The organism is Halomonas sp. H5, from assembly GCF_050613175.1.
Lineage (GTDB): Bacteria > Pseudomonadota > Gammaproteobacteria > Pseudomonadales > Halomonadaceae > Bisbaumannia > Bisbaumannia salifodinae.
On record NZ_CP192510.1, the window covers coordinates 1,471,830 to 1,490,073 of the forward strand.

The 18,244-nt window shown below is 66.6% G+C and carries 22 protein-coding genes; 16 read left to right on the forward strand and 6 right to left on the reverse strand.

The window, feature by feature from the left end:
* Positions 1 to 36: 36 nt before the first annotated feature.
* The 7 genes from mlaD to hisD all read left to right on the forward strand — a co-directional run bounded on the left by mlaD (position 37) and on the right by hisD (position 5,304).
* Positions 37 to 501, forward strand: a complete 465-nt coding sequence (gene mlaD / locus ACQ1W9_RS06725; RefSeq protein ID WP_431025900.1) for an outer membrane lipid asymmetry maintenance protein MlaD — start codon at positions 37 to 39, stop codon at positions 499 to 501.
* A gap of 28 nt (positions 502 to 529) precedes the next feature.
* On the forward strand, positions 530 to 1,180 hold the full coding sequence (locus ACQ1W9_RS06730; RefSeq protein ID WP_431025901.1) for an MlaC/ttg2D family ABC transporter substrate-binding protein: 651 nt from the start codon (positions 530 to 532) through the stop codon (positions 1,178 to 1,180).
* Positions 1,177 to 1,515, forward strand: a complete 339-nt coding sequence (locus ACQ1W9_RS06735; protein WP_431025902.1) for an STAS domain-containing protein — start codon at positions 1,177 to 1,179, stop codon at positions 1,513 to 1,515. The genes ACQ1W9_RS06730 and ACQ1W9_RS06735 overlap by 4 nt, the downstream gene beginning before the upstream one ends.
* 153 nt (positions 1,516 to 1,668) lie before the next feature.
* A complete protein-coding gene (locus ACQ1W9_RS06740; protein WP_346063430.1) occupies positions 1,669 to 1,923 on the forward strand; it encodes a BolA family protein in 255 nt (84 codons plus the stop codon).
* Between the two features lie 8 nt (positions 1,924 to 1,931).
* The gene (murA, locus tag ACQ1W9_RS06745; RefSeq protein ID WP_346063431.1) at positions 1,932 to 3,194 is read left to right on the forward strand and encodes a UDP-N-acetylglucosamine 1-carboxyvinyltransferase; all 1,263 of its coding nucleotides are present in this window, start codon (positions 1,932 to 1,934) and stop codon (positions 3,192 to 3,194) included.
* A 41-nt stretch (positions 3,195 to 3,235) separates the two neighbouring features.
* Positions 3,236 to 3,889: an ATP phosphoribosyltransferase gene (hisG, locus tag ACQ1W9_RS06750; RefSeq protein ID WP_346063432.1), complete on the forward strand. Its 654-nt coding sequence runs from the start codon at positions 3,236 to 3,238 to the stop codon at positions 3,887 to 3,889.
* A 107-nt stretch (positions 3,890 to 3,996) separates the two neighbouring features.
* Complete coding sequence (hisD, locus tag ACQ1W9_RS06755; RefSeq protein ID WP_431025903.1) at positions 3,997 to 5,304, forward strand: histidinol dehydrogenase; 1,308 nt, start codon at positions 3,997 to 3,999, stop codon at positions 5,302 to 5,304.
* A gap of 118 nt (positions 5,305 to 5,422) precedes the next feature.
* Here the strand turns inward: hisD and ACQ1W9_RS06760 are convergent, their stop codons facing one another.
* The gene (locus ACQ1W9_RS06760) at positions 5,423 to 6,637 is read right to left on the reverse strand and encodes a Do family serine endopeptidase (protein WP_431025904.1); all 1,215 of its coding nucleotides are present in this window, start codon (positions 6,635 to 6,637) and stop codon (positions 5,423 to 5,425) included.
* 88 nt (positions 6,638 to 6,725) lie between these two features.
* Here ACQ1W9_RS06760 and ACQ1W9_RS06765 point away from each other — a divergent pair, with 88 nt between their 5' ends.
* Complete coding sequence (locus ACQ1W9_RS06765; RefSeq protein WP_431025905.1) at positions 6,726 to 7,484, forward strand: Nif3-like dinuclear metal center hexameric protein; 759 nt, start codon at positions 6,726 to 6,728, stop codon at positions 7,482 to 7,484.
* A gap of 312 nt (positions 7,485 to 7,796) precedes the next feature.
* Here the strand turns inward: ACQ1W9_RS06765 and ACQ1W9_RS06770 are convergent, their stop codons facing one another.
* Entirely contained in the window at positions 7,797 to 8,264 is a 468-nt protein-coding gene (locus tag ACQ1W9_RS06770; protein WP_431025906.1) for a YhcB family protein, read from the reverse strand.
* A 191-nt stretch (positions 8,265 to 8,455) separates the two neighbouring features.
* On the opposite strand from ACQ1W9_RS06770, the gene zapE reads away from it, so the two are divergent.
* The 8 genes from zapE (at position 8,456) to ACQ1W9_RS06810 (ending at position 14,848) form a co-directional block, all read left to right on the forward strand.
* The gene (gene zapE / locus ACQ1W9_RS06775) at positions 8,456 to 9,613 is read left to right on the forward strand and encodes a cell division protein ZapE (protein ID WP_431025907.1); all 1,158 of its coding nucleotides are present in this window, start codon (positions 8,456 to 8,458) and stop codon (positions 9,611 to 9,613) included.
* 175 nt (positions 9,614 to 9,788) lie between these two features.
* Complete coding sequence (gene rplM, locus ACQ1W9_RS06780; RefSeq protein WP_195860972.1) at positions 9,789 to 10,217, forward strand: 50S ribosomal protein L13; 429 nt, start codon at positions 9,789 to 9,791, stop codon at positions 10,215 to 10,217.
* A gap of 13 nt (positions 10,218 to 10,230) precedes the next feature.
* Positions 10,231 to 10,620, forward strand: a complete 390-nt coding sequence (gene rpsI / locus ACQ1W9_RS06785) for a 30S ribosomal protein S9 (protein WP_431025908.1) — start codon at positions 10,231 to 10,233, stop codon at positions 10,618 to 10,620.
* 220 nt (positions 10,621 to 10,840) lie between these two features.
* Positions 10,841 to 11,440 carry a ubiquinol-cytochrome c reductase iron-sulfur subunit gene (gene petA / locus ACQ1W9_RS06790; RefSeq protein ID WP_146802307.1) on the forward strand — a complete coding sequence of 200 codons (600 nt, stop codon included), beginning with the start codon at positions 10,841 to 10,843 and terminating at the stop codon, positions 11,438 to 11,440.
* Positions 11,440 to 12,699, forward strand: a complete 1,260-nt coding sequence (locus tag ACQ1W9_RS06795) for a cytochrome b (RefSeq protein ID WP_431025909.1) — start codon at positions 11,440 to 11,442, stop codon at positions 12,697 to 12,699. Before petA ends, ACQ1W9_RS06795 begins: the two co-directional genes overlap by 1 nt.
* Positions 12,699 to 13,466, forward strand: a complete 768-nt coding sequence (locus tag ACQ1W9_RS06800; protein ID WP_431025910.1) for a cytochrome c1 — start codon at positions 12,699 to 12,701, stop codon at positions 13,464 to 13,466. Before ACQ1W9_RS06795 ends, ACQ1W9_RS06800 begins: the two co-directional genes overlap by 1 nt.
* A gap of 168 nt (positions 13,467 to 13,634) precedes the next feature.
* Positions 13,635 to 14,261 carry a stringent starvation protein SspA gene (gene sspA / locus ACQ1W9_RS06805; protein ID WP_431025911.1) on the forward strand — a complete coding sequence of 209 codons (627 nt, stop codon included), beginning with the start codon at positions 13,635 to 13,637 and terminating at the stop codon, positions 14,259 to 14,261.
* A gap of 113 nt (positions 14,262 to 14,374) precedes the next feature.
* On the forward strand, positions 14,375 to 14,848 hold the full coding sequence (locus ACQ1W9_RS06810) for a ClpXP protease specificity-enhancing factor (protein WP_431025912.1): 474 nt from the start codon (positions 14,375 to 14,377) through the stop codon (positions 14,846 to 14,848).
* A 75-nt stretch (positions 14,849 to 14,923) separates the two neighbouring features.
* Here the strand turns inward: ACQ1W9_RS06810 and ACQ1W9_RS06815 are convergent, their stop codons facing one another.
* The 4 genes from ACQ1W9_RS06815 to ACQ1W9_RS06830 are packed head-to-tail and all read right to left on the reverse strand — an operon-like array spanning position 14,924 to position 18,199.
* Positions 14,924 to 15,478, reverse strand: a complete 555-nt coding sequence (locus tag ACQ1W9_RS06815; protein ID WP_346063443.1) for a BON domain-containing protein — start codon at positions 15,476 to 15,478, stop codon at positions 14,924 to 14,926.
* A gap of 1 nt (position 15,479) precedes the next feature.
* Positions 15,480 to 16,076 carry a phosphoheptose isomerase gene (locus ACQ1W9_RS06820; RefSeq protein WP_146802301.1) on the reverse strand — a complete coding sequence of 199 codons (597 nt, stop codon included), beginning with the start codon at positions 16,074 to 16,076 and terminating at the stop codon, positions 15,480 to 15,482.
* A 19-nt stretch (positions 16,077 to 16,095) separates the two neighbouring features.
* Positions 16,096 to 16,464: a YraN family protein gene (locus ACQ1W9_RS06825; protein WP_431025913.1), complete on the reverse strand. Its 369-nt coding sequence runs from the start codon at positions 16,462 to 16,464 to the stop codon at positions 16,096 to 16,098.
* Positions 16,448 to 18,199 (reverse strand): penicillin-binding protein activator, encoded by a 1,752-nt coding sequence (locus ACQ1W9_RS06830; protein ID WP_431025914.1) that lies wholly within the window; start codon positions 18,197 to 18,199, stop codon positions 16,448 to 16,450. Before ACQ1W9_RS06830 ends, ACQ1W9_RS06825 begins: the two co-directional genes overlap by 17 nt.
* Positions 18,200 to 18,244 lie beyond the last annotated feature (45 nt).

Consider the following 18,244-nt stretch of genomic DNA (forward strand, 5'->3'; position numbering starts at 1 on the left):
GCAGGGTAGTCGGGTGATGGTTGGCGGAGAGCGCGTATGAAACGTAGCAAGACGATGGAGCTGGGGGTCGGGCTGTTTATGCTGGCCGGTATCCTGGGGCTGGTGTTCCTGGGCCTGAGGGTCAGCGGACTGAGCCTGTCGACGCCGGCGGATACCTTTACGCTGCAGGCCAACTTCGCCAATATCGGCGGTCTCAAGCCCCGTGCCCGGGTGACCATGGCCGGGGTCAATGTGGGGCGGGTGAGTGCCATCGAGCTGGATACCGACTGGTACGATGCCCGGGTCACCCTGGAGCTGGATGCCGAGCTGGAGGAGCGCCTGTCCCGGGATACCACCGCGGCGATCCTCACCGCCGGCCTGCTCGGCGAGCAGTATGTCGGCCTCTCGCCGGGGGGCGATCCCGAGACCCTGGGCGATGGTGATACCCTTACCGATACCCAGTCGGCCCTGGTGCTGGAAGAGCTGATCCAGCAGTTCGTGTCGAATATGGTCAGTGACTGAGTCACCCCAGAGAAAAAAGGATGGCCCCATGAATACCCTTACCCCGACCCTGCTGCGTCCCTGGCTGGTGCTGCTGTGCCTGATGCTGGCGCTGCCGGCCCTGGCCCAGTCCAGCGACTCCCCCGAGCGACTGATCCGCGACAGCATCGATGAGCTGATGGGTCAGATCGAGGGGCGGCGCGATTACTTCGCCGACAACCTCGACGAGCTGGAGGCCCTGGTGGACGAGAGTCTCGAGGAGATCGCCGACTTCCGCTATATCGGTGCCAGCGTGATGGGGCGTTACTTCCAGAATGCCACCCCCCAGCAGCGGGCGCGCTTCGCCACCACTTTCCGTCAGACCCTGATCGACACCTACGTCAAGGGCCTGGTGACCTTCGATTATCGCGAGCTGCGGGTGCTGGACAACCAGCGTCCCTCCCGCCAGCCGGACCAGGCCAGCGTCGAGATGGAAGTGGTGGCCGGCGACGGTCAGGTCTATCCGGTCAGCTACTCCCTGCGCCTGAGCGATGGCCAGTGGAAGGTGGTCAATGTGATCGTCAACGGCATCAACCTGGGCCTGACCTTCCGCAATCAGTTCGATCAGGCGATGCGCGACCAGGGGCGCGACTACGACGCCGTGATCGACAACTGGGCACCGGAGGTGGGCGCCGAGGCCCTGGAAGAGGGCGGTGCATGACGCTGCTGCTCGAGGCCCAGGGGGTGCGCCTCTCGGTCGAGGGGAATCGCCTGCGGGTGGACGGGGACGTGGATTTCGAGGTCGCCGCCTCCCTGGCCGCCGCCGGTAGCGACTGGCTCGCCGACCTGCCCCCCGGCAGCCGGGTGGTGATCGACTTGGGGGGCGTCGACCGGGTCAGCAGCGCGGCCCTGAGCATGCTGCTGCAGTGGCTGCGCGACAGTCGCGGCGTCGGCGCCGAGGTGACCGAGGTGGCACTCTCGGCCCCCCTGGCCCGGCTGACCCGCCTGGCCGACCTCGATGCCCTGCTGCCCGGCGGGGGCGCCGTGGTCTCCTGAGCGGCGCCTGTCGCGCCCCGGAGACGGCGCGTCGGCCGGTTGTCGCCGCGCGCCGCCATCGCCATCGGCGGCGCTTTTGATTACCATGGGCCTCCACGATTCCCGCTGCGCCCGCCGAGGGCGCCTGCTACCCACTCAAGGAGGCTTACGCCCATGCAACCCAGTGATGTCAAGGCGCGGCTCGAGGCCCAGATCGAGGGCTGTGACTTCCATATCCAGGGCGAAGGCTGCAACTTCCAGGTGATCGCCGTAGGGGACGTCTTCGAGGGGCTCTCGCCGGTGAAGCGCCAGCAACTGATCTATGGTGCCCTCGCCGAGGAGATCGCCAGTGGCGCCCTGCACGCCGTGAGCATCAAGACCTATACCCCGGCCCAGTGGCAAGGGGCCCCGGAAAACACCGGAGCCTGAGCCGCCGCATGGACAAGTTGATCATTACCGGCAATGGCGCCCTGGACGGCGAAGTCTGGGCCAGTGGCGCCAAGAACTCGGCCCTGCCGATCCTCTGTGCGACCCTGCTCTCCGAGGGGCCCGTGACCATCGGTAACCTGCCTCATCTGCAGGACATCACCACCACCCTGGAGCTGCTCGGGCGCATGGGTGTCGAGCCGGTGATGGGCGAGAAGATGACCATCCAGCTCGATGGTGCCCAGGTACGGGATTGCCATGCCCCCTACGAGCTGGTCAAGAAGATGCGTGCCTCCATCCTGGTGCTGGGGCCGCTGCTCGCCCACTTCGGCCATGCCGACGTCTCCCTGCCGGGGGGCTGCGCCATCGGCTCGCGGCCGGTGGACCTGCATATCCGTGGCCTGGAGGCCATGGGGGCGGACATTCGCGTCGAGGGCGGCTATATCCGCGCCCGGGTCGAGGGTCGCCTCAAGGGGGCGACCATCTTCTTCGATACCGTCACCGTGACCGGCACCGAGAACCTGCTGATGGCCGCCACCCTGGCGGAAGGCACCACGGTGCTGGAGAACGCCGCCCGGGAACCCGAGGTGGTGGACCTGGCCGAGTGCCTGATCGGCATGGGCGCGAAGATCTCCGGCCAGGGCAGCGACACCATCACCATCGAGGGGGTGGAGCGGTTGCATGGCTGCTATCACGACGTGATGCCGGATCGTATCGAAACCGGCACCTTCCTGGTGGCCGCCGCCATGACCCGCGGGCGGGTCAAGGTGCGTCGCACCCGAGCCGATGTGCTGGAGGCGGTGCTGGCCAAGCTGGAGGAGGCCGGTGCCAAGGTCACTACCGGCGAGGACTGGATCGAGGCGGACATGCAGGGGCGTCGTCCCCGGGCGGTGAATCTGCGTACCGCGCCTTACCCGGCCTTTCCCACCGACATGCAGGCCCAGTTCGTGGCCATGAATGCGCTGGCCGAGGGCACCGGACGCGTGGTGGAGACCATCTTCGAGAATCGTTTCATGCACGTCCAGGAGCTCAACCGCATGGGCGCCAATATTGCCCTGGAGGGCAATACCGCCGTGGTCACCGGCGTCGAGCGGCTCTCCGGCGCGCCGGTGATGGCCACCGACCTGCGCGCTTCCGCCTCCCTGGTGGTGGCGGCGATGATGGCCGAGGGCGAGACCCTGGTGGACCGCATCTATCATATCGATCGGGGCTATGAGTGCATCGAGGAGAAGCTGCAGCTGCTCGGTGCCAAGATCCGCCGTGTACCGGGCTAGGCGCCTGGCGGCCCTGATTCCATGGACCTGTGAAGCCTCTTATGTCTAAACAACTGATCCTGGCCCTCTCCAAGGGCCGCATCCTCGACGAGACCCTGCCGTTGCTGGCCGATGCCGGCATCGAGCCCGCCGAGGACCTGGGCAAGAGCCGCAAGCTGCTCTTCGATACCAACTTGCCCGATGTGAAGCTGGTGGTGATTCGCGCCACCGACGTGCCTACCTATGTGCAGTTGGGTGCCGCCGATCTCGGCGTGGCCGGTAAGGATGTGCTGCTGGAGCACGGTGTCGAGGGCCTCTACGAGCCCCTCGACCTGGAGATCGCCAAGTGCAAGCTGATGACCGCCGGGGTCAAGGGCGCCGAGCCGAGCCATGCCCGGCGCCGGGTGGCCACCAAGTTCGTCAAGGTGGCGCGACGCTACTACGCCGAGCAGGGCATCCAGGCCGAGGTGATCAAGCTCTACGGGGCCATGGAGCTGGCGCCGCTGATGAACCTGGCCGACGAGATCGTCGATATCGTCGATACCGGTAATACCCTGCGCGCCAATGGCATGGAGCCCCGCGAACTGATCGCCGAGATCAGCACCCGGCTGGTGGTCAACAAGGCCGCCATGACCATGAAACACGAGCGCCTCAAGCCGCTGCTGGAACGCCTCGAGGCCGCCGTGGCGGCGCGCCGCCAGGTCGCCGAGGCCTGAGTCGCCGATACGTTCGGCATATCTTCCCCATAGGGCCTTCGGGATTGCCCGCCATCATCGATGGCGGCATGCTGAAGGCCCCGTGCCGATCCTGACAAGAGAGAACCATGACCGCACTCGATATCGCCCGACTCTCCACCCGTGACTCCGACTTCACCGCGCGCCTCGACGGCCTGCTGGCCTGGGAAGGCGTCTCCGATGCCGAGGTGCAGCATCGGGTCGAGGCGATCATTGCCGACGTGCGCGCCCGGGGCGATGCGGCCCTGGTGGAGCTCTCCAATCGCTTCGACCGCCTCGCGGTCAACGGTATGGACGAACTTACCCTGACGCCCGAACGGCTGCGTCAGGCCTTCGACGGCCTGCCGGAGGAGCAGCGCGAGGCGCTGCGCGTCGCCGCCGAGCGGGTGCGGGTCTACCACGAGCGCCAGAAGCCCGAGTCCTGGCAGTACACCGAGGCCGACGGCAGTGTGCTGGGCCAGCAGGTCACGCCCCTGGATCGTGCCGGCATCTATGTGCCCGGCGGCAAGGCGGCCTATCCCTCCTCGGTGCTGATGAACGCCATCCCCGCCCATGTGGCCGGGGTCAAGGAGATCATCATGGTGGTGCCGACCCCGGACGGGGTGCTCAACGAGCTGGTACTGGCCGCCGCTCACCTGGCCGGCGTCGATCGGGTCTTCACCCTCGGCGGTGCTCAGGCGGTGGCGGCCCTGGCCTATGGCACCGAGACGGTGCCGCGGGTCGACAAGATCGTCGGCCCCGGCAATATCTATGTGGCCACCGCCAAGCGGGCGGTCTTCGGCCAGGTGGGGATCGACATGATCGCCGGCCCCTCGGAGATCCTGGTGGTCTCTGATGGCGGCACCGACCCGGAGTGGCTGGCCATGGACCTGTTCTCCCAGGCCGAGCACGACGAGGATGCCCAGTCGATCTTCGTCAGCTGGGACGCCGAGCACCTGGAGGCGGTGGCCGAGGCCATGGCACGGCTGCTGCCGAGCCTCGAGCGGGAGGCCATCGCCCGGGAGTCCCTGGCCCAGCGTGGTGCCCTGATCCATTGCCGGGACGAGGCCGAGGCGGTGGAACTGATCAATCGCATCGCCGCCGAGCACCTGGAGCTCTCGGTGGTCGACCCGGACGCCTGGCTGCCCCGGGTGCGCCATGCCGGGGCCATCTTCATGGGGCGGCATACCGCCGAGGCCCTGGGTGACTACTGCGCCGGCCCCAATCATGTGCTGCCTACCTCCGGTACCGCGCGCTTCTCCTCGCCGCTGGGGGTCTACGACTTCCAGAAGCGCTCCTCGATCATCCACTGCTCCGAGGCCGGGGCCTCCAGCCTGGGGCCCACCGCCTCCATCCTGGCCCGGGGCGAGTCCCTGACCGCCCACGCCCGCTCGGCGGAATATCGCATCAAGTCGTAAGGCCGTGAGTCGGTATCAACGACGACAAGGGCCCCGCCTAGGCGGGGCCCTTGTCGTTCAGAAAGAGGCGAATCAGCGCTGGCGCGGCTACAGGCGCTGGTTGCGGGAGTTAGGGGCGTCACTCTGGGCCATTGGGGGTGGGCGGGGTCGGGCGCTCGCCCACCTCCAGCACCAGCTCCAGGGGCTGGCCGCCGCGAATCACCGTCAGCGGCAGCTCCGAGCCGGGGGTGATGGCGGCGATATCGCTCATCGCCACCCGGGCATCGAGGATGGGGCGTCCGTCCACCTCCAGCAACACGTCGCCGGGGCGCAGGCCGGCACGGTCCGCGGGGCCATCGGCCATGACCCCGGCGATCACCACGCCGCGGGGCGTCTGCAGGCCGAAGGAGAGGGCCAGCTCCGGGGTCATCTCCTGGGCCTCGATGCCCAGCCAGCCGCGGATCACCCGGCCCTGGGTGACCAGCTCCTCGAGGATATTGCGGGCCAGGTTGGCGGGAATCGCGAAGCCGATGCCCTGGGAGCCGCCGGAGCGGGAGAAGATGGCGGTATTGATGCCCACCAGGGCGCCCTCCGGGTCGATCAGGGCGCCGCCGGAGTTGCCCGGGTTGATGGCCGCATCGGTCTGGATAAAGTCCTCATAGGCGTTGAGGCCCAGGTGGCTGCGACCGGTGGCGCTGATGATGCCCATGGTCACCGTCTGGCCGACCCCGAAGGGGTTGCCGATGGCCAGGGCCACGTCGCCCACCGCCACCCGGCTGGAGTCCGAGAGGGCGATCACCGGCAGCTCGTCCAGCTCGATGCGTAGTACCGCCAGGTCGCTCTCCGGGTCGGTGCCGATGACTTCGGCCAGGGTCTCGCGACCATCCCGCAGGGCCACCTGGATCTGGTCGGCGCCGCCGATCACGTGGTGGTTGGTCAGCACATAGCCGTCGCGGCTGACGATGACGCCGGAGCCCAGGCTGGAGAGCATGCGTTGCCGGCTGGGCAGGTCGTCGCCGTAGAACTGGCGGAAGAAGGGGTCGGACATCAGCGGGTGCTCGTCGCGCTCGACGATCCGCGACGAGTAGATATTGACCACCGCCGGGGCGGCGCGCTCCACCGCCTCGGCGTAGCTGACCGGCCCCTGGCCGCGGTTCAGGGGCGGGGCCTGCTCGATCTCCGGTGAGGGGCGGGAGGCGGGTCGGGCCTCCTCGCTGGCGACGGGGAGAGCGTCGGGTTCCGGGGTCGGCGCCGGGGCGCGCCCGCCCAGTTGAGGAAAGAGCAGTAGCAGGAGGGCGGCGATGACCAGGCCCGCCAGGGCCGGCCATAGCCAGGAGATCAGCTTGCGACCCATGCAGGGCTCCCGGTCTGGCGTGGCGGGGCCTCCGCCACAGTGGTTACAATGGCCGATAGTGTAACATCGCCCCAATCGAGGAGCAGGAATGATCAGACGCGACGAGCTGGTGGCGGCCTGCCAGGCCGAGCTTCGGGCCGAGGGCTTCAGGGACTATACCGTCAATGGCTTGCAGGTGGCGGGCCGGGAGCGAGTGACCCGGATAATGAGCGGAGTCACCGCCTGTCAGGCCCTGCTCGACGAGGCGGTGGCCTGGGGCGCCGATCTGTTGCTGGTGCACCACGGCTACTTCTGGAAGAACGAACCGGTGCCGATCACCGGCATCAAGCAACGACGGCTCAAGACGTTGCTGGGTCACGATATCAGCCTGCTGGCCTATCACCTGCCGCTGGATGCCCATATCACCCTGGGTAACAACGCTCGGCTCAGCGAGCGCCTGGGGCTGCGTGCCAGCGGCTGCGCCGATGGTGAATTGGGGGAGGGGCTGGTATGGCTGGGCGAGCCCGATCTGTCCCTGGACGATACGGCCCTGGCCGCGCGGATCGCCGAGCGCCTGGGCCGCGAGCCGCTGCTGGTCTCGGGGCATGAGGGCCCTCTCGAGCGCATCGCCTGGTGCACCGGCGGCGCCCAGGACATGATCACCCTGGCCCACGAGGCCGGTGCCCAGGCCTTTATCTCCGGGGAGATCTCCGAGCGCACCACCCATCTGGCCCGGGAGCTGGGCATCAGCTACCTGGCGGCGGGTCACCATGCCACCGAGCGCTACGGGGTCCAGGCATTGGGCGACTGGCTGGCCGAGCGCTTCGCTATCGAGCATCGCTTCGTGGATATCGATAATCCGGCGTAGCAGTGGGGATACCACAGAAACAGCGGGGCCAGGCATATTGCCTGGCCCCATGCGTTTTATGGATGGGATCGCCGATTTAGTAGCGCGGCGGCTGGGCCGTGGCGGAGGCCGTTTCGGCCTCTTCGGGGCTGCGGCGCAGTCTGCCGGGAAACGCTCGGAAAGGGTGCCGAGGCACCCGTGTCCGATGGGCGTATCTAGTAGCGCGGCGGCTGGGTCGTGGCGAAGGCCGTTTCGGCCTCTTCGGGGCTGCGGCGCAATCTGCCGGAAAACGCTCGGAATGGGTGCCGAGGCATCCGTGTCCGATGGGCGCATCTAGTAGCGCGGCGGCTGAGCCGTGGCGGAGGCCGCTTCGGCCTCTTCGGGGCTGCGGCGCAGTCCGAAATCCTCGGAAAGCGTGCCATGGGTGCCATCGGCATAGTCTCGGGGCGGGGCGCTGCCCTCGGTCTCGCCTTCGGCGGCGAGCTCGGCGGCGTCGCTGGCATGCAGACGACGCTTGAGATGATCGTCGTCGCAGAAGCGCTCGGCGCTCTGAGCCAACTGCTGCTGCAGCTCCTGGCTCTGGCGCTGAATGCCCTGCAGCAGGTCGGCGGCCCGGGAGAAGTGATCGTTCAGCGAGTCCTTGACCTGAGTCAGCTCCAGCTCGGTCTCGGCCAGGCGCTGGCGCACCTTCTGATTGCGGGCCACGTTGGCGTTGAGCAGATGGTAGCCGAGGGCGCCGATGCCGATGCCGGCAAGGCCGCTGGCGATGGCCAGGATCCAGTCGATATTGCTCTCGTACACGGTGTTCCCCTTGAAATTCTTTATCAGCCAGGCGGCTCCTGGCGGTTGGCATCTCGCCCACGCCATTATACGAGGGACTCCGAGGGCCGGGTCAATGCGACCGCCGACGCATGGGAATCCGTCAGCGCCTGCGTATAATAGCGCCCCGAAGCCCCGAGTCCGAGGTAGCCAAGACGCTGATGTGCGCGACAATGACTTCCACTGCCACCCCCGCCGCGGGCCCCATGGCCCGCTACCGTGCCGACCTGGAGCGCGACGGCTTCCAGTATGACGCCGCCCAGGAGCAGGCGGTGGCCCATCTGCAGCGACTCTACGATGACCTGGTTAAGCGGCCGGCGCCGGCCAAGGTGGGCGTGCCCGGCAAGGGCTTGAAGTCGCGGGTGGCCGGCCTGTTCGGCAAGAAGAAAGGCGGCGAGGCCCCCCGGCCCCCGGCGATCATGGGCCTCTACTTCTGGGGCGGCGTCGGTCGCGGCAAGACCTACCTGGTGGATACCTTCTATGAGTCGCTGCCCTTCCCGGAGAAGATGCGCACCCATTTTCATCGCTTCATGCAGCGGGTGCACAACGAGCTGGAGCACTACAAGGGTGAGAAGAACCCCCTGACCCTGATCGCCGCCAAGTTTGCCGCCGAGGCGCGGGTGATCTGCTTCGACGAGTTCTTCGTCAAGGACATCACCGATGCGATGATCCTCGCCAATCTGCTCGAGGCGCTCTTCGAGCGGGGGGTGGTGCTGGTCACTACCTCGAATATCGTGCCCTCGGAACTCTACAAGGATGGCCTGCAGCGAGCCCGCTTCCTGCCGGCCATCGACCTGCTGGAGCGCCACTGCGAGGTGGTCAACGTCGACTCGGGCATCGACTACCGGTTGCGGGCCCTGGAGCGGGCGGAGATCTTCCACTCGCCCCTGGATGCCGCCGCCGAGGCGGAGCTTTCCCGCAGCTTCCGCGAGATCGCCGGCCAGGAGGGGGAGGCCGAGGTGCCCATCGAGATCAATCGCCGGGTACTCAAGGCGCGCCGATGCCATGACGATGTGGTGTGGTTCGAGTTCCGCGAGCTCTGCGATGGGCCGCGCAGCCAGAACGACTATATTGAGTTGGCCCGGGAATATCATACGGTGCTGGTCTCCAGCGTGACCCAGATGGGGCGGGGCACCGACGACCAGGCGCGGCGCTTTATCAATATGGTCGACGAATTCTATGACCGCGGCGTCAAGCTGCTGATGTCGGCGGAGGTGCCGGCGGAGCGGCTCTATACCGAGGGCAGCCTCTCCTTCGAGTTCGATCGCACCCTGTCGCGGCTCCAGGAGATGCAGTCCCACGAGTATCTGGCGTTGCCCCATAAGCCCTGACCCGGCTAGCCTCCCGCTTGTGCGGGCGGGTGATTGCCCCGGCGGGGGCGGGTCGTGTAGAATGCGCCCTCGCTCGAACGTTGCCATGGCTTAGGCCTTGGCAACCAAGAAAAATAGGGATGGTCGCGTGGGCCCGGCCCACAAGACCCAAATTTCGACTTTTGGTGATTCATCCATGAAGACGTTTACTGCTAAGCCGCAGTCCGTCCAGCGCGACTGGTATGTCGTCGACGCCGCGGACAAGACGCTCGGTCGTCTGGCGACCGAAATCGCTCGCCGCCTGCGTGGCAAGCACAAGCCCGAGTACACCCCCCACGTCGACACCGGCGATTATATCGTCGTGATCAACGCCGAGAAGGTGAAGGTGACCGGCAACAAGGCCCAGGACAAGACCTACTACCGTCACACCGGTTACCCGGGTGGTCTGCGCTCCATGAGCTTCGAGAAGCTGATCGATCACGCTCCCGAGCGGATCATCGAGAAGGCCGTCAAGGGTATGCTGCCCAAGGGTCCGCTGGGTCGCGCCATGTACACCAAGCTCAAGGTCTATGCCGGTGCCGAGCATCCGCATGCCGCTCAGCAGCCGCAAGAACTGAACATCTGAGGGATAATTCGCCATGTCACAGCAGTATTATGGTACCGGGCGCCGCAAGACCTCTACCGCGCGCGTCTTCGTCAAGCCGGGCACCGGCAAGATCACCGTCAACAACCGTGATCTGGACGAGTATTTCGGTCGCGTCACCGGTCGTATGGTGGTGCGTCAGCCCCTGGAACTGACCGAGACCACCGGCCAGTTCGACATCTACGTCACCGTTCAGGGTGGCGGTGGTTCCGCTCAGGCGGGCGCCATTCGTCACGGCATCACCCGCGCCCTGATCGAGTACAACGAAGAGTTCCGCAGCCCGCTGCGTGCCGCCGGCTACGTGACCCGCGATGCGCGTCAGGTCGAGCGTAAGAAGGTCGGCCTGCGCAAGGCGCGTCGTCGCCCGCAGTTCTCCAAGCGTTAATCTCGCTTCGAGACTGTCGGAAAGCGCTCAGACCCTCGTGGGTCTGGGCGTTTTTTTTGTCTTCTAAACAATAACTTATATACATCTGCCACTTAGGTCAGAGTCTGCTTAATCTTGTGTTCCGGCAGGCATTTTTTTACCATAGTGCGCATTTGTATCCGTGGCTGCGGATCGCGGTTCCGCGAAACGACAACGGGTAGTTGATGGGAGAAACCTGAAGATGGCAGATAACGGCGTAAACAAAGGGCGGCGCCGTTTCCTCGTTGGTGCCACCACCGTAGTGGGTGCGGTGGGCGCCGTCGGGGTTGCGGTTCCCTTTGTGGCTTCCTGGCAGCCCAGTGCCAGGGCAAGGGCGGCGGGTGCCCCGGTGAGTGCGGATATCTCCAAGCTCGAACCGGGACAGCAGATGACCGTCGAATGGCGGGGTAAGCCGGTATGGATCGTGCATCGCACCGCGGAGATGATCGAGCGTACCCAGGGCATCGACCCCTCGCGCCTTTCCGATCCGGAGTCGACGGTGCCGCAGCAGCCGGCCTATGTCAGCGGGCAGCTGCGTTCACTGCGTCCCGAGATCGGCGTGCTGGTGGGCATCTGTACCCACCTGGGCTGCTCTCCGACCTTCCGGCCCGAGCCCGGCGCCGCCGACCTGGGGGGCGACAGCTGGCCGGGCGGCTACTTCTGCCCCTGCCACGGCTCGCGTTTCGACCTGGCGGGTCGGGTCTTCGCCAATGTGCCGGCACCCATCAACCTCGAGGTGCCCCCCTACCGTTTCGATAGCGACGAGATCGTCGTGATCGGTGAAGATGAGGAGGCCGCCTGATGGGTAACCCGAATCGCGTCAAGGCCGACAGCGGCATCATGCGCTGGATCGATGACCGCTTCCCGGCCACCCAGATGTGGCAGGAGCACCTCTCCAAATACTACGCCCCGAAGAACTTCAACTTCTGGTACTTCTTCGGTTCCCTGGCGCTGCTGGTGCTGGTCAACCAGATCCTCACCGGCGTCTGGCTGACCATGAGCTTCAACCCCTCCGCCGAGGGGGCCTTCGCCTCCGTCGAGTACATCATGCGCGACGTGGAGTGGGGGTGGTTGATTCGCTACATGCATTCCACCGGGGCCTCGGCCTTCTTCGTGGTGGTCTATCTGCATATGTTCCGCGGCCTGCTCTACGGCTCCTACCGGGCGCCCCGCGAGTTGGTGTGGATCTTCGGCATGACCATCTACCTGCTGTTGATGGCGGAAGCCTTCATGGGTTACCTGCTGCCCTGGGGGCAGATGTCCTACTGGGGCGCCCAGGTGATCATCTCGCTGTTCTCGGCGATTCCGGCGATCGGCCCCGACCTGGCCCAGTGGGTGCGCGGTGACTTCCTGATTTCCGGTATCACCCTGAACCGTTTCTTCGCCCTGCATGTGGTGGCCCTGCCCATCGTGATCCTGGCGCTGGTGGTGCTGCATCTGATCGCCCTGCACGAGGTCGGTTCCAACAACCCCGACGGCATCGATATCAAGGAGAAGAAGGACGAGACCGGCAAGCCGCTGGATGGCATCCCCTTCCACCCTTACTACACCGTCAAGGACCTGGTGGGCGTGGCGGTCTTCCTGTTCGTCTTCTGCGTGGTGATCTTCTACTTCCCCGAGGGCGGCGGCTACTTTATCGAGAAGCCCAACTTCGAGCCGGCCAACCCGCTGAAGACGCCGGATCATATCGCCCCGGTATGGTACTTCACGCCCTTCTACGCCATGCTGCGCGCCATTACCTTCTCGCTGTTCGGCCTGGATGCCAAGTTCCTCGGCGTGGTGGTCATGGGGGGCGCGATCGCGATCCTCTTCGTGCTGCCCTGGCTCGACCGTAGCCCGGTGCGCTCCATGCGCTACAAGGGCTGGATCTCCAAGGTGATGCTGGTGCTGTTCGCCATCAGCTTCGTGATCCTCGGCGTGCTCGGCGTGCTGCCGGCGACCCCGGTGCGTACCCTGGTCTCCCAGGTCTGTACCGCGATCTACTTTGCCTTCTTCCTGCTGATGCCGCTTTACACCAAGCTGGAGAAGACCAAACCCGCTCCGGAGAGGGTGACTGGCTAATGAAAAAGCAACTCTTCGCACTGCTGTTCGCGCTGGTGCCCTTTACGGCACTGGCGGCGGGGGGCGCCGACGTGCCCTATTCGATGACCCCCGATCTCCAGGATCGGCCCTCCCTGCAGCGGGGCATGCAGCTGTTCACCAACTACTGCATGGGCTGTCACAGCCTGGAGCATCAGCGCTTCGCCCGCGCCGCCGAGGACCTGGGCATGCCCCAGGACCTGGTCGAGGAGAACCTGATCTTCTCCTCCGACCTGGCCTACAACGACCAGATGCATAACGCCATGGTCCCCGAGGATGCCGAGACCTGGTTCGGCTCCGCGGCGCCGGACCTGACCCTGGAGGCGCGCCTGCGCGGCACCGACTGGATCTACTCCTACCTGCTCAGCTTCTACAAGGACCCGAGTCGCCCCACCGGGGTGAACAACGCGGTCTTCGAGCTGGTGGCCATGCCCAATGTGCTGGAGCCGCTGCAGGGGGTCCAGGAGATGGTCTGTGCCGAGAGCGATCGTCCCCACGGCCATGCCGAGCTCGATCCGCTGACCGGCAAGTACCAGTCCTGCGAGGTGCTGCAGGTGACTCGTCCCGGGGCCATGGAGCCCGAGGAGTTCGAGGAAGCGGTCTATGACCTGACCAACTTCCTCGCCTATGTGGGCGAGCCCTCCAAGCTCCACGCCCAGGCCCTGGCTCCGAAGGTGCTGATCTTCATCTTTATCTTCGGCGTCATCGCCTACCTGCTCAAGCGCGAGTACTGGCGCGATATTCACTGATCGGCATGCCGTTCGGTGCGGGGGCGCATGACCGAGTCATGCGCCCCTTTGTGTCGAAGACCCGGGGTCGGTCGATAGGCACTTGCCCTATCGATTGCCCCTGAGGTACGACTACTGTCCGAACGGGCGTGTTATCATCTTGGCTCGAACTGATGCGAGGATTGTTTCATGGGTGTAGTGGCCAAGCGGTCGTCGATGACCTTCTATTCCGGTAGCGATGATCACTTCAGTCATCGGGTTCGTATCGTGCTGGCGGAGAAGGGGGTGGCCGTCGATATCCTGGAGGTCTCCGAGGAGCATCACCCCGAGGAGCTGGCGGATCTCAACCCCTACAATAGTGTGCCGACCCTGCTGGATCGCGATCTGGTGCTCTACGAATCCAAGGTGATGATGGAGTACCTGGACGAGCGCTTCCCGCATCCGCCGCTGCTGCCGGTCTATCCGGTGGCCCGGGCCCAGAGTCGCCTGTGGATGCATCGCATCGAACGGGAGTGGTGCCCGCTGGTGGAGCAGATCCTCGGCGGCGCCAAGAAGGATGCCGAGAAGGCGCGCAAGGAGCTGCGCGAGAGCCTGGTGGGCATCTCGCCCATCTTCGAGGACATGGCCTACTTCATGAGCGAGGAGTTCTCGCTGGTGGATTGCTGCCTGGCCCCGATCCTGTGGCGCCTGCCGGCACTCGGGATCGAGCTGCCGGAGAAGCAGGTCAAGCCGCTGCTGGGCTACATGCAGCGGGTCTTCGAGCGTGATGCCTTCAAGGACTCCCTGACCGAGGCCGAGAAGGAGATGCGCCCCTGATGGCGCACCGATGAGGCTCGGCGCCGCGGGTGCCGGACTCGTCGCCAGACCGCAACTTTCTCCGGGCCGGGGGTGATCCCGCCGGTCCGACCGAGACGACGAGGAGGGCAGAGATGCTGTCGAGCCGTCCCTATCTGGCCAGGGCCCTGTATCAGTGGCTGCTGGATAACGACCAGACCCCCTATATCGTGGTGGATGCCGAGCGCCCCGGCGTGGTGGTGCCCACCCAGTTCGTGCAGAACGGCCAGATCGTGCTGAACATCGCCCCCACGGCGGTGCGCGACCTGGCGATGGACAACGAAGCCATCACCTTCGGTGCCCGCTTCAGTGGTCAGCCCATGCAGGTGGTGGTGCCCGGGGAGGCCCTGGTGGCCCTCTACGCCCGCGAAAATGGCGTGGGCATGGTATTCGGCCATGAGCCGGTGATGCCGGGCTATGATGATGCCGTGGAAGTGGAGGAGCCCGAGGCGGCCGCCGAAGGGCCCGAGCTCAGTAGCGTAGAGAGCGATACCGAGGTGTCGGATGACGCCGGCGGCGAGCGATCGGCGCCCAAGAAGGGGCGTCCCAGCCTGCGTGTGGTCAAGTAGTCGCTCGCTGGGATCAAGGGATGAAACGACAACGGCGGCCTGTGGGCCGCCGTTGTCGTTTGGTGTTGGCGCAAATCAGTCGAGGTACTCGAAGGCCTTGACGATACGCTGCACGCCGCCCACCCCGGAGGCCGCGGCCACGACTCGCTCCGCCTCGGCGCGGGTCACCATGCCCATCAGGTAGACGCTGGCGTTCTCGGTGATCACCCGGATGCGGCCGCCATCGATGGACTCGTCGGCCACCAGTTGGGCGCGAATGCGGGTGGTCAGCCAGGTGTCGGTGGCGCGTTGGGAGAGTGGCAGGTTGGCGGCCACCGCCAGCTCGTTATGTACCTGGCGGACATGGCGCACCTCCCGGGCGATGGCGGTGGCCCGTTCCTGGAGTTCCTGGCTGGGCACCTGGCCGGTCAGCAGCACGATGCCGTTGTAGCTGTCCACCTTGACCCGGGCATCGCGGAAGCGGGCGTCGGCCCGCTCCAGGTCGCCCTTGATCTTGAGTTCGATGCTCTGGTCTTCCACCTGGGAGCCCAGGGTGCGCTGGCCGTAGTTCTCGCCCCCCGAGTTGAGGGTGCAGCCGGAGAGGCCGAGGGCGGCGACGATCAAGAGGGATGTCAGTAGGGGCTTGGTCATGTCAGGCCTCGCTGCTGCCGAAGAGTTGCTCGTCGATCAGATCGCACAGGCAGTGGATCACCAGCAGGTGCACTTCCTGGATGCGTGCGGTGGAGGTGGCGGGGACGCGAATCTCGCAGTCGTCCTGGCCGAGCAGGGAGGCCATGTCGCCGCCGTCGCGGCCGGTCAGGGCGACCACCGTCATGTCCCGGTCATGGGCGGCCTGGATCGCCTGGATCACATTGGCGGAGTTGCCGCTGGTGGAGATCGCCAGCAGGATGTCGCCGGGCTGGCCCAGGGCGCGGACCTGCTTGGAGAAGACCTCGTTGTAGCTGTAGTCGTTGGCGATGGAGGTCAGGGTCGAGGTGTCGGTGGTCAGGGCCAGGGCCGGCAGGCTGGGGCGCTCCCGCTCGAAGCGGTTGAGCAGTTCCGAGGAGAAGTGCTGGCTGTCGCCGGCGCTGCCGCCATTGCCACAGGCCAGGATCTTTCCTTCGTTGACCAGGCACTGCACCATCATCTGGCTGGCCACCTCGATAAAGGGCGGCAACACCTCGCTGGCGTAGGTCTTGGTGTCGATGCTGGCATTGAAGTGGCCGAGAATGCGAGTCTGCAAATCCATCTTCCGGGTCCTTTGGCGGTCAGAACGCTTCGAAGGCGGCGCGCACCCAGTGGAAGTCCAGGTGCGGCGGCTGGCCGGTCACGGCCACCACGTCGAAGCGGCAGGGACATGATAGCCGGTTGCGTTGGAGATAAAAATGCGCCGCCCGGATCAGGCGGCGCTGCTTGGTGGGGGTGACGCTCTCGAGGGGGTGGCCGTGGCGGCAGTCGGCGCGATGCTTGACCTCGACGAACACCAGGGTCTCGCCATCGCGCATCACCAGGTCGAGCTCGCCGCCCCTGGCGTGCTGGTTGCGCGCGAGCGGGCGCAGGCCGCGCTCCACCAGCCAGGCCTCGGCGGCGGCCTCGACGGCCGAGCCGCGGGCGCGGGCGTCAGCGGGCCCGGCCATCGTCGAAGCGATTGAGCAGGGGCAGCTGGGGCACGCCGCCCTCGAAACGGGCCCAGGGCAGCTCGCGCTGGATGCGGCCATCGGCGGCCGGACGCAGGCTGCCGGTAGCGCCCGGGATCTCGCTGCCGCCGAGCACCTGGAGCTGCGGCAGGCGGCGTCCCAGCTCGAAGGCATCCACCCCCATGGCGCCCAGCTTCAGCAGGCCCGGGTCCTCGCTCTCGCGCAGGCGTTGGTAGCTGCCGAGGAAGGGCAGCACCTCTTCGCCGCCCACGGCGGCATCGGGAATCAGCCAGGGAATCTCCACGAACATCACCCCATCGAGGTCGTGGTCGACCCGCGGCTGGGGACGCCCCTCATAGAGCTGCGAGGTGCCATAGATGGGCAGGCGATCGACGCCGATGAACTCCAGATTGGGGGGGACCTGGCGGGCGTAGCTGGGGATGGCCAGCAGGAACAGCATGTCCGGGCGGCCGGCGGCGGCGCGTCGGGCGCCGTCGGTGGCCGAGCCGTTGGGGTTGTAGTTCACCACCTGGGTCAGCTCGCCGCCCTGGGCCTGCCACTCGCGCTCGAAGGCGCGGCCGACCCGGTTGCCCCACTCGTTGCCGGGAATCAGCATGGCGGCGCGGCGATGGCCATCGGCATGGGCGCGGCGGGCCACCTGGCGGGCTTCGTCCTCGGCGGAGAGGCCATATTGGAAGAGGTTGGCGGCGCGGTTCTCGGCATTGTTGCCGTAGTTCAGCGCCAGGGTCGGCAGCGGCACGCTGTCGCGGCCCTCCAGGCGGGTCACCTGATCCTTGTCCAGGGGGCCGATCACCGCCTGGGCGCCGGCCATGGTGGCGGCGGCGTAGAGGGCATCCAGGTCGCCGTGGCTGGCATCGATAAAGCTCAGGCGGGGCACGCGAATGCCTTCCTGTTCGGCCTCCCGCTGGCGCGCCTCCAGGCCGCGGCGGATCTCCTTGGCCAGGTTGGCCAGGGGGCCGGACTCCGGCAGCAGCACGGCGATATGCCGAACTTCCTGGCCGCGCAGGTCACGCAGGGCCAGCAGATCGCCGGGCAGGCTGCGCGCCGCCGGGTGGCCGCCATGGCGGCCGCGCCAGGCGTCGAGGCGTTCGAAGAGGCGCTCGATATCGCCGCCGCTGCCGCGCTGTACCGCCACCAGCTCCCGCCAGCCCAGGGTCAGGCGATCCTCGCCGAGTCCTGCCAGGGTGCGCTCGTCGAGGCGGCTCAGCAGCGACCAGAGGGTGTCATTGAGGCCCTCGTCGCCGGTCTCGGCCTGAACCGCCAGCAACGCCTCGGCGGCGGCGGCGTGCTCGCCGAGCCCGGCCAGCGCCTGCCCCTGGCGCTGGCGCAGGGTGAGGCGCTGGTCGGGGGTGAAGGGCAGGTCGTCGTCCAGGGTCTGGGCCGCCTGCAGCACGCTGTTGGCGTCATCCAGTTGGATGCCGAGTGCGGAAAGCAGCAGTGCCCAGCGAACTCGCGCCTCGCCGTCGAGCCGGCGATCATCGAGTCGCGAGGCCACGTCCAGCGCCTGGGTCGCGTCGCCGCGGCGTGCTAGGATGTCCGCCGCTTCGAGGCGGGAGCGGGCCGCTTCAGCGGGGGCCTGCTGTTCGGCCCGGGCGAGCAGTTCGCCGGGCTCCCGCTCGGTGAGACGCTCCATTATCGCCGGCGGTGCCGCGCAGCCGGCCATCAAGAGGGCGAGAAGGGCGGCGAACAGCCAGCCGCGTCGCGACGTGTGCATAGAACCCTATTCCTTGTCCGATCACAGAACTTTTGGAAGCCGAAC

Bases quoted from the DNA above. Each gene is read 5' to 3' on its own strand.
- mlaD (WP_431025900.1), top strand. From the start codon at position 37: ATGAAACGTAGCAAGACGATGGAGCTGGGGGTCGGGCTGTTTATGCTG.
- ACQ1W9_RS06730 (WP_431025901.1), top strand. From the start codon at position 530: ATGAATACCCTTACCCCGACCCTGCTGCGTCCCTGGCTGGTGCTGCTG.
- ACQ1W9_RS06735 (WP_431025902.1), top strand. From the start codon at position 1,177: ATGACGCTGCTGCTCGAGGCCCAGGGGGTGCGCCTCTCGGTCGAGGGG.
- ACQ1W9_RS06740 (WP_346063430.1), top strand. From the start codon at position 1,669: ATGCAACCCAGTGATGTCAAGGCGCGGCTCGAGGCCCAGATCGAGGGC.
- murA (WP_346063431.1), top strand. From the start codon at position 1,932: ATGGACAAGTTGATCATTACCGGCAATGGCGCCCTGGACGGCGAAGTC.
- hisG (WP_346063432.1), top strand. From the start codon at position 3,236: ATGTCTAAACAACTGATCCTGGCCCTCTCCAAGGGCCGCATCCTCGAC.
- hisD (WP_431025903.1), top strand. From the start codon at position 3,997: ATGACCGCACTCGATATCGCCCGACTCTCCACCCGTGACTCCGACTTC.
- ACQ1W9_RS06760 (WP_431025904.1), bottom strand. From the start codon at position 6,637: ATGGGTCGCAAGCTGATCTCCTGGCTATGGCCGGCCCTGGCGGGCCTG.
- ACQ1W9_RS06765 (WP_431025905.1), top strand. From the start codon at position 6,726: ATGATCAGACGCGACGAGCTGGTGGCGGCCTGCCAGGCCGAGCTTCGG.
- zapE (WP_431025907.1), top strand. From the start codon at position 8,456: ATGACTTCCACTGCCACCCCCGCCGCGGGCCCCATGGCCCGCTACCGT.
- rplM (WP_195860972.1), top strand. From the start codon at position 9,789: ATGAAGACGTTTACTGCTAAGCCGCAGTCCGTCCAGCGCGACTGGTAT.
- rpsI (WP_431025908.1), top strand. From the start codon at position 10,231: ATGTCACAGCAGTATTATGGTACCGGGCGCCGCAAGACCTCTACCGCG.
- petA (WP_146802307.1), top strand. From the start codon at position 10,841: ATGGCAGATAACGGCGTAAACAAAGGGCGGCGCCGTTTCCTCGTTGGT.
- ACQ1W9_RS06795 (WP_431025909.1), top strand. From the start codon at position 11,440: ATGGGTAACCCGAATCGCGTCAAGGCCGACAGCGGCATCATGCGCTGG.
- ACQ1W9_RS06800 (WP_431025910.1), top strand. From the start codon at position 12,699: ATGAAAAAGCAACTCTTCGCACTGCTGTTCGCGCTGGTGCCCTTTACG.
- sspA (WP_431025911.1), top strand. From the start codon at position 13,635: ATGGGTGTAGTGGCCAAGCGGTCGTCGATGACCTTCTATTCCGGTAGC.
- ACQ1W9_RS06810 (WP_431025912.1), top strand. From the start codon at position 14,375: ATGCTGTCGAGCCGTCCCTATCTGGCCAGGGCCCTGTATCAGTGGCTG.
- ACQ1W9_RS06815 (WP_346063443.1), bottom strand. From the start codon at position 15,478: ATGACCAAGCCCCTACTGACATCCCTCTTGATCGTCGCCGCCCTCGGC.
- ACQ1W9_RS06820 (WP_146802301.1), bottom strand. From the start codon at position 16,076: ATGGATTTGCAGACTCGCATTCTCGGCCACTTCAATGCCAGCATCGAC.
- ACQ1W9_RS06825 (WP_431025913.1), bottom strand. From the start codon at position 16,464: ATGGCCGGGCCCGCTGACGCCCGCGCCCGCGGCTCGGCCGTCGAGGCC.
- ACQ1W9_RS06830 (WP_431025914.1), bottom strand. From the start codon at position 18,199: ATGCACACGTCGCGACGCGGCTGGCTGTTCGCCGCCCTTCTCGCCCTC.